Here is a 14,893-nt window from a genome sequence, read left to right on the forward strand (position 1 = left end):
TACAATATACTCATCTTTTAACGTGAAAGCAACGGTCGTGACCAAATTTATAGTAGCTGTTGTGTCTATTTCCGTTATTTTATTTTTCTCAGCAATTATTCCTTTAACGATACGTCAACTAATTATTATTTGGTTCCAACGTGTTGTTTTAACACTAATTTTAGTAACACCTATTGCATTTTTACTATTTTAAAAGGAGCGTGTCATGATGGAAAACGTTATGCAGAATATTAAAGCACCAACTGGTAGTGAATTAACTTGTAAAGGCTGGACGCAAGAGGCGGCTATGCGTATGTTAATGAATAATTTAGATCCAGAGGTTGCTGAAAATCCTGATGAACTTGTTGTTTACGGGGGAATAGGGAAAGCTGCTCGTAATTGGGAGAGCTACGCACAAATTATTGAGTCATTGAAAAAGCTAGAAAATGATGAAACTTTACTTGTGCAATCAGGGAAACCTGTCGCAGTTTTCCGCACATATGAGCATTCACCACGTGTATTAATCGCAAATTCAAACCTAGTTCCAGCTTGGGCAAATTGGGAACACTTTTATGAATTAGAAGATAAAGACTTAATGATGTATGGACAAATGACAGCTGGAAGTTGGATCTATATTGGCGCACAAGGTATTTTGCAAGGCACATATTTAAGCTTTGTGGAAGCGGGCAAAAAAGTATTTGGCACAGCAGATTTAAAAGGGAAATTAATCTTAACTGGTGGCATGGGTGGTATGAGTGGCGCTCAACCGCTAGCTGGTAAAATGGCTGGAGCAGTTATTTTAGTTGTTGAAGTCGATAAAAAACGTATTGAGCGTAAAATCAAGGAAGGGTATTGTGATTATTTAGCGGAAGATTTAGATGAAGCCTTGAAATTAGCTAAACAGCTTCAAGGCAAAAATGAACCTGCTTCAATAGGCCTTGTAGGTAACTGTGCGGATGTCTATCGTGAAATTTTTGACCGTGGGATTGTTCCGGATTTCGTAACGGATCAAACAAGTGCGCATGACCCATTAAATGGCTATATTCCGAACAATATGACACTTGATGAAGCACTTCAGTTACGCAAGAGTGATCCGAAAAAGTATGAGCAAAAGGCAAAGCAAGCGATGGCTGATCATGTGCAAGCCATGCTAGATTTCCAAACTGCAGGAGCAGAAGTATTTGACTACGGTAATAATATTCGCAAATACGCTCAAGAAATGGGTGTCGCAAATGCATTTGATTTCCCTGGTTTTGTTCCAGCATACATTCGTCCATTATTCTGCGTAGGAAAAGGACCATTCCGATGGGCTGCACTTTCAGGTGATCCAGAAGATATTTACAAAACAGATGCTCTTGCTAAAGAAATGTTTGCAGATGATGAAGGTCTTGTGAACTGGATTGATATGGCACAGAAAATGGTCAAATGGCAAGGTCTACCTGCACGTATTTGTTGGTTAGGATATGGAGACCGTCATCGTTTTGCTTTAAAAGTAAATGAAATGGTTGCATCTGGTGAGTTAAAAGCACCAATCGTATTCGGCCGTGATCATTTAGATTCAGGTTCAGTTGCATCACCAAACCGTGAAACTGAGGGTATGAAAGACGGTTCAGATGCAGTATCTGATTGGCCAATATTGAATGCTTTAGTCAATACTGCAGGAGGCGCGAGTTGGGTAAGTGTCCACCATGGTGGCGGAGTAGGAATGGGGTATTCACAACATGCAGGGCAAGTGCTTGTCGCAGACGGTACAGAAATGGCATCAGAAAAGATTAATAGAGTATTAATATCAGACCCTGGAATGGGCATTGTTCGTCATGCGGATGCAGGTTATGACATCGCTATCAAAACAGCACAAGAAAAGAATGTGCATATGCCAATGTTAAAAACAGAAGGGTGATCACATATGATTATACTGATTGAAAATGCAAATCAATTAATTACTTTACAGGGCACGAAGAAAAAAGCTCGCATAAAAGAAGAAATGAGCAATATACAAATCATTGAAAATGGTAGTGTATTAATAAGTGGAGATCGTATTATAGCAACAGGTACAAAAGCATCTATAAGAGCAGATTATCCAGAATTGGTATCACAAGCGAAAATAATTGATGCTACTGGTAAAGTGGTTATGCCAGGCTTAGTGGATGCACATACACATCTAGTCTTTGGTGGTACTCGAGAAAATGAATTCCAAATGCGTCTAAACGGTGCAACCTATATGGACATTATGAATGCCGGTGGTGGAATTCATGCTACGACGAAAAAAACACGAGAAGCAACATTTGAACATCTTTATGAAAAAACATATGAACATCTCAATAATTTTTTAAAACATGGTATCACAACTGTTGAGTCGAAAAGTGGCTATGGCTTAGATTGGACTACTGAGGAAAAGCAGCTCCAAGTCGCGAAAAAGCTTCAGGAAAATCATGTAGTAGATGTAGTGAGTACCTTCATGGGTGCTCATGCAGTTCCTGCTGAATATAAAAACAATCCAGATGCATTTGTAGACATTATTATCAATGACATGATTCCGAGAGTAGCGGAAGGCAATCTTGCCGAGTTTAATGATGTCTTTTGTGAAAAAGGTGTGTTCACTCCTGAGCAGTCACGCAGGATATTATTAGCTGGGAAAGAACATGGATTGATCCCTAAAATTCATGCAGATGAAATTGAGCCATATGAAGGCGCTGAGCTTGCTGCTGAAGTGGGAGCTATTTCAGCAGAGCATTTACTAGTGGCATCTGATAAAGGCATTCGTGATATGGCCGAAGCTGGTACGGTTGCGGTATTATTACCAGGGACTGCATTCTTTTTAAAAGCAGATTCAGCTAGAGGACGATTAATGATTGATGAAGGCGTTCCAGTAGCGATTTCAACTGATTTTAATCCAGGTTCTTCACCAACAATCTCTCTGCCATTTATCATGAATTTAGCATGTATGAATATGGGCATGACAATGGAGGAAGTATTAACAGCAACAACTATCAATGCAGCCTATGCGATTAATAGAGGGCATGAAATTGGCTCACTTGAAGCGAGCAAAAAAGCAGATGTACTCATCCTAGATGTTGAAAATTATCAGCAACTGCAGTACTTCTATGGTATGAATCATACACATACGGTCATTAAGAATGGTCGAGTTGTTGTTGAGAATGGCGTGTTATGTAGTGAATTACAAAACGTTACAGATTGAGCATAATATAATTATGGAAGAGCCTCTGATTGTTTACTTATCTAGGGTGAAATATTTATAATCAAACTATTAAAAGGTATTACATTTTAATGATGTAGTACCTTTTTTATTGTATTTATATAGAAATATTTATGGTATTATATGTAATATTATAATCAAAATTTAGGTATAGGTGAATATATATGGTATACGTTCAGGTATCTTCAAAAACATATAGGGATAATACAGGTAGGAGCATAAACTTTCCTACTCTTCTAGTTGAGTATATGGAAAGACAATGTTTTTTGAGCAATTACACAGATATCAAATAAAGAATCATAGTAAAAGCAGAAGTTGGCATAAGAAGTTAGTACAAGCTGTAATGAATGCTAATCCAGATTATTGGGGGTGGTGCTAATGATGTATGTTTAAGGCAGGCACAAAAGGACGCGCCGCCTGTCGGCGCTTCGCCCTTGCCCTTGGGGACGGGAACGGCGTTACGGGCAGATGCAGCGAATTTATATTTTCGGAAGTAGGGAAGAAAAATGATTGAATTAAGAAAAATTACCCACGATAATTTTGAGGCAGTGTTGAAGTTAAGCATAACAGACGAGCAGAAAGGAAATGTGGATTCCAGCATATATTGTTTGGCTAAAGCCTATGTAAAGATACTCAACGACGAAAAACCTCCTATGATCTTCGCTATATGCAACAATGATGAAGTTATAGGATATGTCGATATTGGATTTTTCGAACTGGCGGAAAGTGCATTTTTATGTGAAAAATATGGAGATAAATCTACTTATGGACTTAATCGCTTTATGATTGATAAAAAGCATCAAGGCAAAGGATTTGGCAAACAAGCAATGATGAAAGTTATTGATTACATAAAGTCGTTTCCACAAGGAAAAGCCGATGCAGTTGCTACATCATATTGGATGGTAAACGAAGCCGCCCGGAAGTTGTTTGCGTCTGTCGGTTTCGTTGAAACAGGAGCGATATGGGACGGACAAACAGGGGGTAATTGGAATGCAGAAAGAAAAGATATAGAGTATGCAGAAGTAGGTGCCAGACTCGGATTATAAAGCTAACAATTTGAATAGTGCATCGTACAGTATAAGACCAACTATGCGAAGTCAAACGTCCGTTTGAGAATATTAAAGCCCATCTTTTAAGAGATGGGCTCATTCTGTCTGATTAATATGTTCTAACGGTTACAGGTATAAACTCTTTTATGTACTGTTCCATTTCAATCAATGAATCTGTAAATATCATCGCCTTTTGATCAGCTTCTGATAAAAAGTCACTTGTTACCAGACGTTAGTGTTGCAGCACTAATGTCTTTTTTTATGCACTCTTATTACTGCAAGTATATAACTACGCTAGATCATTTGGCAAGTTCAGGTGGCATTGTTGTAGCACTACATACTATATACATTACAAATTCAATAAACGTTCCCAAACGCAAGTTTGGTAATACACGAAAAAGCGACAAACGTTGTTAAATCAACATTTGTCGCTTTTTTAGTGGAACATTATTTATACATACTTTTATGCACGTTTCTACAAAGCTAGTCGCAGCAACAAGTTGAGCGTGTTTTGGTGCTGGCTGCGTTCATTATGATGTTGCATAGAATCGTGCATATTTTTAACGTTTCTTAACGTTCAAAATTTCCAAAATACAGGCTGTACCCCTATACAAATAAAAAGTTTGATTATAAAGTTTGATTATATATAATCAAACCCAAAACCTCTAAATATAAGGTCTAATTTTATTTTATTTTATTATATTATTTACCCTATATTATTTTTTAATCAGAGGTTTTTTCTATGGTTTAATAGAGAAGTATATATTTTTAAAAAAATAATGAATCGGAAATGAGTCGACCGGCGTCTATAGGGTGGTTGCTTGAAAGGAGGGCGTGGATTGGCTAAACAATTGGAAGAAATTATTGAAGAGTATGGCGATTACTTACTACGTGTTGCTTACTTATATGTGAAAGATTTAACGATTGCTGAAGATATCGTGCAAGATGTTTTTATAGCATTTTATAAAAAGCAAAGTCAATTTAAAGGTAATGCATCTTTAAAAACATATTTAGTGAAAATAACAGTCAATCGCTGTCATGATTATTTACGAAGTTGGAAGCGAAAACGTCTGATTTTAATGGATAAAATGACTGGGAAGGGTGATAGTAGAACACCAGAATATCTCGTTTTAGAAGCAGCGGACCGAATGCGAGTGACAGAGGCTCTAATGCAGCTACCGATATTGTACCGAGAAGTTATCATTTTATATTATTATCAAGAAATAAATACGGTGAAAATAGCTGAAATATTAGATTGTCCAGAGGCAACGATTCGTACAAGATTGCAGCGGGCACGTAAGTTATTACATAAGCAATTAGCAGGTTATGAATGGGAGGGGTGGCAACATGAATCGTTTAAAGGATGATCTAGATCGTGAGCTTCAGCAACAAATTTTCTTAAAAAATGATGTGAAAAGAAGAATGCTTGAACAGGCGGAAAATCCAACTAAAAAATTGCACTCTAATTGGCGGTATCCCGTTGTACTCGTAGCTTGTACATCTGTTCTAATTCTTTTTGCAATACTACTATTCCAAGATGTTGGTGGATATGAAAAAGTCGTTACAGGCGCAGAAGCAGATTCAGGCTTACAGCTGGATTGGCTAATCGAATTACTGCCTTTTGTCATTTTTGGGGTTATTATTTTGAGTATGGTTAAATTCTTTCAACCATTTGAGTTACCAGTTTGTGAGAACTGTCATGAAGAGTGGAGTTGGCGAGTTTCGATTAAAAAGATGTTCATCCTCAATCGAGCAATGAGTTGTCCCAGTTGTGGGGAAAATCAATATCAGACAAGGAAATCAAGAATTCGTATGAGTCAATTAGTCTTGTTATCCAACGTAGTCTTATTGATCAATGCATTTTTTGATTTCTATTGGTGGGAAATTGTTTTAATGTATGTTGCTATTATCGCTACTGCTTTTATGTTACTGCCATATAATTTGAAGCTTCAAAACGATGAGGATATAAATTTATGGTGACTGTATTTGAATAGAAAAACAGCTAAGAAGATGATCACTTAGCTGTTTTGAATAATAGATAATAATTAGTTCAGTTGGGTTTGATTTAATTCACTTTGAATGTATTGTTTTTCTTTTGAAAGTTCTTCTCCACGTATAATATATTCTTGGCGCATATCTACGAACTTTTGTTGAATTTCCATAAATTCAGTTTGCATACGTTCAATTGCTTTATGCATGTCCATAATCATTGGCGAAATTTTTTCTTTTTCTTCATCTAATACGATATATTCATCGTTATTTAAGAAAACTTCGATTTTAAATTGTTCATTTTCAATAGAAAGATTGAAGAACATTTCAAATAGGAAATGTTTGAAGTGTTTTTGATAAGCCTTTTTAATAGGGCTACTTTCAGGTAGCTCTTGGAATAATTTTCCGATTGTTTCACCTTCAAAAATTTCATCGAAATCAATTAAGCCATGTTTTTTAAAAAAACGAGTTACTTCAATATTATATTTTGATTGGACAACACGTAGGTCGGCATCTAAGTATTTGATTTGATCTTCATTTTTTAACATACGTTTACGTAATTCACTATGTTTCATTGTATTGACCTCCATTCGTCATTTTTATATCATATCAAAGATTTGTGATTAGTGATAGAAAGTTGATTGCGAAGGGGGGGAGATGTTATTCGTTCATCATAAGAGTAAGAAAAAAAGGCACTCGATATCCCGAGTGCCTTTCTATATATATTAGACTTATTTTGCTCCGCTTAATTCTACTAAGATTTTAGCTTGTGATTTATCGTTTGTTAAAGCTTCAAAGCCTTTTTCTACGATATCATCCAATTGGATACGGTCTGTGATAATACCTTGTGGTTTTAATTGACCAGTACCCATTAAGTCTACTGTTTGTTGGAATGATGTTGGTGTGTAAGCAATACTTGAAGTGATTTTCACACCTGTATTTGTTAAATGGATTGGATTCCATTCAATAGGGCGAGCAAAGATAGAGACGATTACCATTGTACCACGAGCTTTAGTTGCATCAATTGCTTGTTTAAATGTAGGTGCAACACCAGCTACTTCAAATGATACATCGACACCATCTGGTACGATAGCGTGAATAGCTTCAACACCATTTACTTCACCAGAGTTAATAACATGAGTAGCACCAAGTTCTTTTGCTTTTGCTAGGCGAGTTTCAGATAAATCTAGCACGATAATTTTACTAGCACCCGCTGCTTTTGCTGCGATAGCAGTTAATAATCCAATTGGACCTGCACCGAAAATAGCTACTGTATCACCGAAGCGTAAATTACCCTCTTTAACAGCTTGTACTGCTACAGCAGTAGGTTCAACAAGAGCACCATCTTCAAGTGTCATTGTTTCTGGAAGTAAGTAAACATTGTTTTCAGGAGCGTTTGCAAATGTTGTAAATCCACCATCACCATGTAAACCGATAAAGCTAAAGCCATCGTAAGCATCTACATCTTCAGGTTTGTTACCATGAGTAATTGTTGGGTTAATCGCTACACGATCACCAACTTTAAATTTAGTTACATTAGGACCAACTTTTTCAATAACGCCAGCGAATTCATGACCCATAATTAGAGGAGCTATTTCACCAGTTAAACCGTCTTTTTCTTTTGTTGGAACAAATACAGGTCCTTCTTGATACTCATGCAAATCACTACCACAAATACCAGCCCATGCTACACGAACTGTTACCTCATTATCTTTAAGAGCTTTTAATTCTCTTTCCTCAATGCGAATATCTTTTTCTCCATACCATACTGCAGCTTTCATAATATATTGACCTCCAGTAGAATTGATGTCTTTGAGTTACACCCCCATTCTAGCACTCTAAAAAAATGGTACAACTAATAACCCTTGGAAAAAGCTAGAATGGACTAAAGTTAGAACAAATTGTACATAAAGAAGTCTATTGAAAATATATTGAATACTAAAAAACTCTTAGTTGCTTCGCATTAAATCGGGAATATAGTAACGCTACACCTTTACTGAAAACACGAACATATACTCACGAACTACTAATAATCTGTTCTTTTAGAAATATATTCAATTCTTTTTAAACTTATAAGCTTTTCCGGTTTCATTAAATTCAGAGTAATGGTGAGTTACACAAAGAGGTTCACCTTTTTAATAAATATTAAAAACTGAATAAATTTAAACTCACTAAAATAAAGGTTTTTTGGAATATTTGTCTAATTTATATTGGTTCGGTCAAAAAAATATGGGTAAGTGTTGTAATTTCGAAAGCGGGGTATGTAAATGGTGGATAAGAAGACAAGAGATCTTTATTTTTTTGTTTCACTTATGTTTGAAAAAAAGCGTTTGATCGTGACGGGTATATTGTTAATGATCATCGCAACTTTTATTGATTTATTATCTCCTTTAGTTATGAAGCAAATAATTGACTCAGCAATTCCTGAAAAGAATTTCAAAGCATTGTTTATTTTTATAGTGATTTTAACCATATTACCTATTCTTTCAACTATTTTAAGAACTGTAAGAATGATAATAAACGTTAAAATTGGTGGCAATGTAACCGAAAAGTTAAGAACAATGGCGTTTGAGAAGGCATTTACACTATCATCTATAAACTTAAACCAGTTGAAACTTGGAGATATAGTTGACCGCGTAACGCGCACTTCGGGTATGATAGGTGAAGTTTATATAGCAAATGAATTATTGAATGGTATTACAAGCCTATTCATGTTTATAGGAATGACTGTATTTATGCTAACAATTAGTTGGAAATTAACATTAATCGCATTTTTAGTTATTCCGCTTGTATTCATCATAACTTATATGTTAGGGAGAATATCTGAAACTAAAACAAAGCGTTATATGAAATATACAAATAATGAAATGACTTTTTTTACGGAACTAATCAGTGGCATAAAAAACGTCCAAATCTTCTCCCAACAACAAAGTGAAATGAAAAAAGTAAAGAGTTTGTTGAAAAAACATAGCGAACTGCATTTAAATACGAGTATTTATCGAAGATCATATTCAGATATATTCAATCAATTGGTAAAGTCCTTGGCATTAGGAATAGTATTTGCTGTAGGAGCTTGGGATATTAGCAATAATCAATTAACTATTGGATCACTTGTCGCTTTTACAGTATATGTACCTCAGCTATACACTTTAGTAAATGAAATACAAACTGCTTATATAGGTACTACTAATGTTAGGCCAATTATAAAGCAATTAAATAACTTTTTAGATACTCATGAACCAATTATTGAAATCCCAAATGCAATTCCTCTAAAAAATGTCAGGGGTGAAATAGAGTTTCGAAATGTGTCGTTTACATATGAAAACAATCGCGCAGGTTTAGAAAATGTCTCTTTTAAAGTACAGCCTGGAGAAACCATAGGAATAGTTGGAGGTTCAGGAGGAGGTAAAACTACAATATTAGAATTATTAATGCGTTTTTATGACCCAACTAAAGGGGCAGTATGTATTGATGGGGTTGATATTTCAAAATACAATCTTATTGATTTTAGAAATGCTATAGGATTAGTAACACAAGATCCTTTTCTTTGGAACAGAACAATAAAAGAAAATCTAATTTATGGAGTTCCTCAAGCGACTGAAGAACAAATATTACATGCGATCAAAGTAGCTCAACTAGAAGAATTTATAGACAGTTTACCAGAAGGATTTGAAACAGTGGTTGGAGAGCGTGGTGTTCGTATCTCGGGAGGAGAAAAACAACGATTAGCTATTGCTAGAGCTATTTTAAAAGATTCACCCATAATCCTTTTAGATGAACCGACATCTGCATTAGATGCAAATACTGAGTTTTTATTACAATCTAAAATGGAAGAAGTATTTAAAGGTAAAACCATCATTTTAGTAGCACACAGACTAGCTACAATACGAAAAGCTTCTAAGATTTTAGTGTTAGATAATGGCGAAATAATTGAGTTTGGTACACCTTTAGAACTGTTAAATAATAAAGGAGCTTATTATGACTTATTATCAAAACAAGTTTCAACAAATTAACTCCTAAGGTAAAACTATAATTAAATTAATTCGATTTATGGAATCCCATATAGTACTTGTTCGATTAATAAAACAGTAACAATTGATTTTTTTAATATCTACTATTGATGTCTGTGAGCAATTTCTTCATTAAACTAATACGTAGTCATAATATATAAAATAATATTCCTTTTAATAAAAAGGAGAAATGGGGTTTAATGTGAAACCAGTTATCGGTATTTCTTCAAGCCTAAATGAACAATTACTTACACTTCCAACTGATAATATTCATGCTATTTCAAAATATGGTGGTTTACCTATTGTCCTTCCTAATTATAAGGAAACTGAAGCTGATTTAATTGTAGAAATGATTGATGGGTTACTGTTAACGGGTGGAGGAGATATTGATCCAATACTTTTTGGAGAAGAGCCGCATCAAAAGCTTGGATCTATAACGCCCGAGCGAGACGCATTTGAAGTTGCTATCGTCAAGGAAATGTTACTCCAGAATAAACCGGTTTTCGGAATTTGTAGGGGTGCTCAAATTCTAAATATAGCTGTAGGTGGTGACATGTTTCAGGACATTTATACTCAAACCGAAGAAAATCTTTTACAACATCAACAGCATGCACCTCGTTGGCATGCGTCCCATTTTGTACACGTAGAGGAAAATACGCTGTTAAAGTCAATTGCTCAAAAGGGGAAATTTAAAGTAAATAGTTTCCATCATCAAGCAAATAGAAAGATAGCCGGTGAATTTGTAGTATCAGCGGTAGCAAGTGATGGCGTTATTGAAGCTTTTGAAAGCAAAAATCATCACTTTGTCATGGGCGTACAATGGCATCCAGAGTGTTTGTTGTTAAATAATGATGAAATATCAGCAGAAATAATGAAGGCATTTATCAATGCTTGTAAAAAATAATATGTACAAAGCGACTGTATTTAAACAGTCGTTTTTGTTTGAAAAATATCTCATTTGGATAAGCTAAATGCTTGCGATTACAGTGTTGATCTTTTTATACAGATAAATACGCTAAAGTGAATTATTTTAGATTCATGAATCCTTTTTTTATGGGAAAACTATCGTAAGTCCAAAAAAGGAGGTATCTTAGCTTGAGTCAACAGCTTCGATTAATGCTTTTCTTAAGTACATTTTTCTTTGTTATTTCAACCAATGTTTCAGCTGCAGAAGAACCAACGAGAGAGCAAATTCTAGAACAACGCATGGAATTCTATATAAAATATTCAAATGACACATTGCCGTGGTATTACTTAGCTGCTGTTGACCAATTTGAACGAAATATTGAACAAGTACGTAATGACATACCTAAAAGAGAAGGCATACTTGCCATTCAGTTTGCAGATGACTTTTGGACAGGGATACTGAATCCTAAAAAGGATGATACAAACTTAAAGTCCATTGGTTTCTTTAATGGGAATGGTGTTGATGGAAACAATGATGGTATTGCAGATCGTCAAAATGATGATGATGTCATGTACACACTTGCTGAGTACTTAAGTGTACATGGAACTGATGAAAAAGGTTTTAAACATGCTTTAAAGGAATATTATAAGGTTGATGATACGGTAAACCAAATCATTACGAATGCAAAAATTTATGAGAAATTTAAAACGTTGAATTTAGATAAGCGAGCATTCCCACTTTCCATTAATCATGATTACAGTTATAGGAGTACTTGGGGAGCCTCGAGGGGTTGGGGCGGACGTAGGATGCATGAAGGAACTGATTTGTTTGCCTCATATGGTGTTCCAGTGAAATCTGCTACATATGGTCTCGTTGAGGTCATGGGCTGGAACGAGTTTGGAGGCTGGAGAATCGGCATACGCGATAATAATAATACTTATCATTATTATGCCCATTTATCCAGTTATGAAAAAGGGATAAAATTGGGAGACATCGTTGAGCCAGGAACAGTAGTTGGTTATGTAGGAAGTTCCGGATATGGTAAGAAAGGAACTTCAGGAAAATTCCCTCCGCATTTACACTACGGCATGTATAAATACAACGGAAGAAATGAATGGGCATTTGATCCGTTTCCTTCACTAAGACTTTGGGAGCAAGTAGAAAAAGGTACGAAAAAAATATAGAAAAAAAGAAAGTACTGAATTATGGAATAAGTAACTCCATAATCCGGTACTTTTTTATTTGTTAAATAAATTCTAGAACTAAAAGCTTTTAAAATTAAATGGAAAAAACAATCTATACATAATTTTGGAAATGAATTATAGTATTAAATAATCTCTATATTATGGGTTATTTTACAAATTGAAAGAAAGGTGATTTTCATGAGTCAAGATTGTTTTATCTGTAGTAATCATAAAGGTGAGTTTCTGACTGCTGGGACTACTATCTATGAAGATGATTTTATTTATGTAGGACATATTGATAAAGGATCTAGCCCAACGTATCTTGGTCATATTATGATTGATTTAAAAAGACATGCTCCAGAACTTGGGGATATGACTGCTGAAGAAGCGAAAGCATTTGGTTTAATGATGGCTAGAGTTAGTAGAGCTTTAACTGAAGTTGAAGGAGCAGAACATGTCTATTCAATGGTTTCTGGCAACTCAGTTTCACATCTACATATGCATATCGTTCCGCGTTATCCGAACACACCTAGAAAATATTGGAGTCCAATGGAGTTAAACGAATGGGCAGAAGCTCCAAAAGGTATAGGTAATGAAATAACTGAAGTTTGTTTACGTATTAAAGAATACTTAGAGGTAACGCCTTATGATTAACCAGGATAATTCAGAAATAAGCTGGGTCGGTAGTCAAAAAAACTATGTTGACGAAGCAAGTATTGAAAAGATAAACGATATTGTAATTGGAAGATTCGGTGGAAATTCATCTGCAGGTCAATATAAAAACGAAGATGGTTGCTTAATTTGGATAAGTGATGATATGGACTGGGAATTTGTTATGATATTGGATGCCCATAATTCAGCTGAGAGCACAGAGCTAATTATAAAACAGTTCGAGCAAGAAAAGTTGCGAATTCAAAATGTGTTAAATTTAACTGTTAGTATCGCTTTGAAGAAGATGGATGCACTTATTTTAGACATATTTCAACAACCTAATTTCTTATCAGATTGTCGCAAAGTACGAGGGGAAACAGCCTGCCTCATTGTTATTCGAAAAGACAAATTTCTATGGTGGTTCTCTGTTGGTGATTGCATCGTACATTTGTTTAATGAAGAACTTCTTGAAATGGGAGAAAGTCAGTTAAATCAACGCAGTTTTTATGAATGGATAGGGCAAGTGAATACATTTGAATTGGATGTCCCATGTTACAGCTTGGGTAAAAAAGAAATGAGACGAGGTGTCAATCATCTATTTCTAACAACTGATGGATTAACCGAATGCCCGGGTGTAGATTTTCAAGATCCACTAATAATTAACAAGCAATTTGAAAATACATCAATTGAAGCAGGTGTATGGAAGTTATTAAAAGAAATAGAACAACACCAAGTTAGGGATAGTACAACTATTATTACTTGGAAAATTGATGTTCACAAGCAGGCTAGTTTACCAAGCAATATGAAAAGGTAGAACCAGTTATCATTGGAAATAATCTATAAACGTAAGAAGTTATATAATCTAAAGAGTTCAGTATAGGAAATCCCAAAATAGAGCTGTTTCTACTGCTTAGTAGAAACTACTCTATTTTTAATTGTCCATAAAATGAAATTAAAATCTAATCTTCATTTCTATATTCTATAATATCCCCGGGCTGGCAGTCCAAAGCTTTACAAATACCTTCTAAAGTTGAGAATCTGATTGCTTTTGCCTTACCATTTTTAAGAATAGAAAGATTTGCCATCGTTATTCCGACTCTCTCCGAAAGTTCAGTTACACTCATCTTCCTTTTTGCTAACAACACATCTATATTGATTATAATCGACATTAAATCACCTCAAACGGTCAAATCATTCTCTGATTTTATCTCTATTGCACTTTTAAGTAGTTCCTGAAGAACTGCCGTAAATAATGAAATAACAATTGTTGCAAAAATAATTACAAATCCTATAAGTGCGATTCCTGGGTGTAAAGCATTCTGTGAAACAAGGAAGATTATACCGATTACATACAAGGCAATTATTGTGAATGCACAAGTTTTAATATTTCCTAAAGAACTAACAGCTAGATGTGAAAAAGCATTTTCACATTCAATGTAGTCTAAAAGCTTTAACGCTTGATACAAAGCTAGAAAAAAAGGAATAGCAGTGATGTACAAACCTAATAGAACAGGGAATCTAAGATATGAAAATTCTGGATTCATCTCTGCTGCACTTCTTGCCAAGTCAGGTAACAAAAATAAGCACAGCGCAAGGATTGTTAACCCAATAGTACATATTGTTACCTTTAAACCAAGTTTTGTTGCTTTTTTCATAAAGCACCTCACTCTTTATTGTTATTTATATAATATGTAGTTATTTATCGATTATCAATGTTATTTTACTAAATATCAATAAAATAATAAAGTATTCAGAATCGTAAGAAAAATTAATTTTACTAATTAACCGCATAATTGTATCATTCTAAACGATACGTTAATCATGAAATTAGTTGTATATAATCAATATTTACAAATCGAGACTATATGCATATTTTCGTTACGAATAATTAGTTAATTTAGTGTAAA

Annotated in this window: 14 protein-coding genes and 1 pseudogene; 11 read left to right on the forward strand and 4 right to left on the reverse strand. The window is 34.7% G+C overall.

Features of this window, described 5'->3' with window-relative positions; translation table 11 throughout:
* Positions 1–25: 25 nt before the first annotated feature.
* From MHH98_RS09105 to MHH98_RS09130, 6 genes and pseudogenes are all read left to right on the forward strand, one after another.
* Positions 26–193, forward strand: a pseudogene (locus MHH98_RS09105) (YjiH family protein); the annotation flags it as partial.
* Between the two features lie 15 nt (positions 194–208).
* Positions 209–1,879 (forward strand): urocanate hydratase, encoded by a 1,671-nt coding sequence (hutU, locus tag MHH98_RS09110; RefSeq protein WP_038182797.1) that lies wholly within the window; start codon positions 209–211, stop codon positions 1,877–1,879.
* Positions 1,880–1,885: 6 nt separating this feature from the next.
* Positions 1,886–3,178, forward strand: coding sequence for an imidazolonepropionase (gene hutI / locus MHH98_RS09115; RefSeq protein WP_038182794.1), 1,293 nt, complete (start codon positions 1,886–1,888; stop codon positions 3,176–3,178).
* A gap of 524 nt (positions 3,179–3,702) precedes the next feature.
* A complete protein-coding gene (locus MHH98_RS09120) occupies positions 3,703–4,242 on the forward strand; it encodes a GNAT family N-acetyltransferase (protein ID WP_038182790.1) in 540 nt (179 codons plus the stop codon).
* 842 nt (positions 4,243–5,084) lie between these two features.
* Complete coding sequence (locus MHH98_RS09125; RefSeq protein ID WP_038182788.1) at positions 5,085–5,612, forward strand: sigma-70 family RNA polymerase sigma factor; 528 nt, start codon at positions 5,085–5,087, stop codon at positions 5,610–5,612.
* A complete protein-coding gene (locus MHH98_RS09130) occupies positions 5,593–6,225 on the forward strand; it encodes a TIGR04104 family putative zinc finger protein (RefSeq protein WP_038182786.1) in 633 nt (210 codons plus the stop codon). The genes MHH98_RS09125 and MHH98_RS09130 overlap by 20 nt, the downstream gene beginning before the upstream one ends.
* A 65-nt stretch (positions 6,226–6,290) precedes the next feature.
* Here the strand turns inward: MHH98_RS09130 and MHH98_RS09135 are convergent, their stop codons facing one another.
* Complete coding sequence (locus MHH98_RS09135; RefSeq protein ID WP_038182784.1) at positions 6,291–6,809, reverse strand: hypothetical protein; 519 nt, start codon at positions 6,807–6,809, stop codon at positions 6,291–6,293.
* A gap of 156 nt (positions 6,810–6,965) precedes the next feature.
* On the reverse strand, positions 6,966–8,015 hold the full coding sequence (locus MHH98_RS09140) for a 2,3-butanediol dehydrogenase (RefSeq protein ID WP_038182783.1): 1,050 nt from the start codon (positions 8,013–8,015) through the stop codon (positions 6,966–6,968).
* 489 nt (positions 8,016–8,504) lie between these two features.
* On the opposite strand from MHH98_RS09140, the gene MHH98_RS09145 reads away from it, so the two are divergent.
* The 5 genes from MHH98_RS09145 (at position 8,505) to MHH98_RS09165 (ending at position 13,800) form a co-directional block, all read left to right on the forward strand.
* The gene (locus MHH98_RS09145) at positions 8,505–10,247 is read left to right on the forward strand and encodes an ABC transporter ATP-binding protein (protein ID WP_340712625.1); all 1,743 of its coding nucleotides are present in this window, start codon (positions 8,505–8,507) and stop codon (positions 10,245–10,247) included.
* Positions 10,248–10,446: 199 nt separating this feature from the next.
* Entirely contained in the window at positions 10,447–11,148 is a 702-nt protein-coding gene (locus tag MHH98_RS09150; protein ID WP_038183237.1) for a gamma-glutamyl-gamma-aminobutyrate hydrolase family protein, read from the forward strand.
* Between the two features lie 191 nt (positions 11,149–11,339).
* Positions 11,340–12,335, forward strand: a complete 996-nt coding sequence (locus MHH98_RS09155; RefSeq protein ID WP_445684003.1) for a M23 family metallopeptidase — start codon at positions 11,340–11,342, stop codon at positions 12,333–12,335.
* Positions 12,336–12,533: 198 nt separating this feature from the next.
* Complete coding sequence (locus MHH98_RS09160; protein ID WP_038182781.1) at positions 12,534–12,989, forward strand: HIT family protein; 456 nt, start codon at positions 12,534–12,536, stop codon at positions 12,987–12,989.
* Positions 12,982–13,800 (forward strand): protein phosphatase 2C domain-containing protein, encoded by an 819-nt coding sequence (locus MHH98_RS09165; RefSeq protein WP_076035257.1) that lies wholly within the window; start codon positions 12,982–12,984, stop codon positions 13,798–13,800. Before MHH98_RS09160 ends, MHH98_RS09165 begins: the two co-directional genes overlap by 8 nt.
* A gap of 145 nt (positions 13,801–13,945) precedes the next feature.
* Here the strand turns inward: MHH98_RS09165 and MHH98_RS09170 are convergent, their stop codons facing one another.
* Complete coding sequence (locus MHH98_RS09170; protein WP_038182779.1) at positions 13,946–14,155, reverse strand: helix-turn-helix domain-containing protein; 210 nt, start codon at positions 14,153–14,155, stop codon at positions 13,946–13,948.
* A gap of 9 nt (positions 14,156–14,164) precedes the next feature.
* A complete protein-coding gene (locus tag MHH98_RS09175) occupies positions 14,165–14,641 on the reverse strand; it encodes a DUF2975 domain-containing protein (RefSeq protein WP_038182778.1) in 477 nt (158 codons plus the stop codon).
* Between the last annotated feature and the right edge of the window lie 252 nt (positions 14,642–14,893).

The organism is Viridibacillus sp. FSL H8-0110 (genome assembly GCF_038003565.1).
Classification (GTDB): Bacteria; Bacillota; Bacilli; order Bacillales_A; family Planococcaceae; genus Viridibacillus; species Viridibacillus arenosi.

What these genes read in the sequence shown, in the direction of transcription:
- hutI (WP_038182794.1), top strand. Translation starts at nt 1,886, where the DNA reads ATGATTATACTGATTGAAAATGCAAATCAATTAATTACTTTACAGGGC.
- MHH98_RS09130 (WP_038182786.1), top strand. Translation starts at nt 5,593, where the DNA reads ATGAATCGTTTAAAGGATGATCTAGATCGTGAGCTTCAGCAACAAATT.
- MHH98_RS09140 (WP_038182783.1), bottom strand. Translation starts at nt 8,015, where the DNA reads ATGAAAGCTGCAGTATGGTATGGAGAAAAAGATATTCGCATTGAGGAA.
- MHH98_RS09160 (WP_038182781.1), top strand. Translation starts at nt 12,534, where the DNA reads ATGAGTCAAGATTGTTTTATCTGTAGTAATCATAAAGGTGAGTTTCTG.
- MHH98_RS09165 (WP_076035257.1), top strand. Translation starts at nt 12,982, where the DNA reads ATGATTAACCAGGATAATTCAGAAATAAGCTGGGTCGGTAGTCAAAAA.
- MHH98_RS09175 (WP_038182778.1), bottom strand. Translation starts at nt 14,641, where the DNA reads ATGAAAAAAGCAACAAAACTTGGTTTAAAGGTAACAATATGTACTATT.
- MHH98_RS09135 (WP_038182784.1), bottom strand. Translation starts at nt 6,809, where the DNA reads ATGAAACATAGTGAATTACGTAAACGTATGTTAAAAAATGAAGATCAA.
- hutU (WP_038182797.1), top strand. Translation starts at nt 209, where the DNA reads ATGGAAAACGTTATGCAGAATATTAAAGCACCAACTGGTAGTGAATTA.
- MHH98_RS09120 (WP_038182790.1), top strand. Translation starts at nt 3,703, where the DNA reads ATGATTGAATTAAGAAAAATTACCCACGATAATTTTGAGGCAGTGTTG.
- MHH98_RS09170 (WP_038182779.1), bottom strand. Translation starts at nt 14,155, where the DNA reads ATGTCGATTATAATCAATATAGATGTGTTGTTAGCAAAAAGGAAGATG.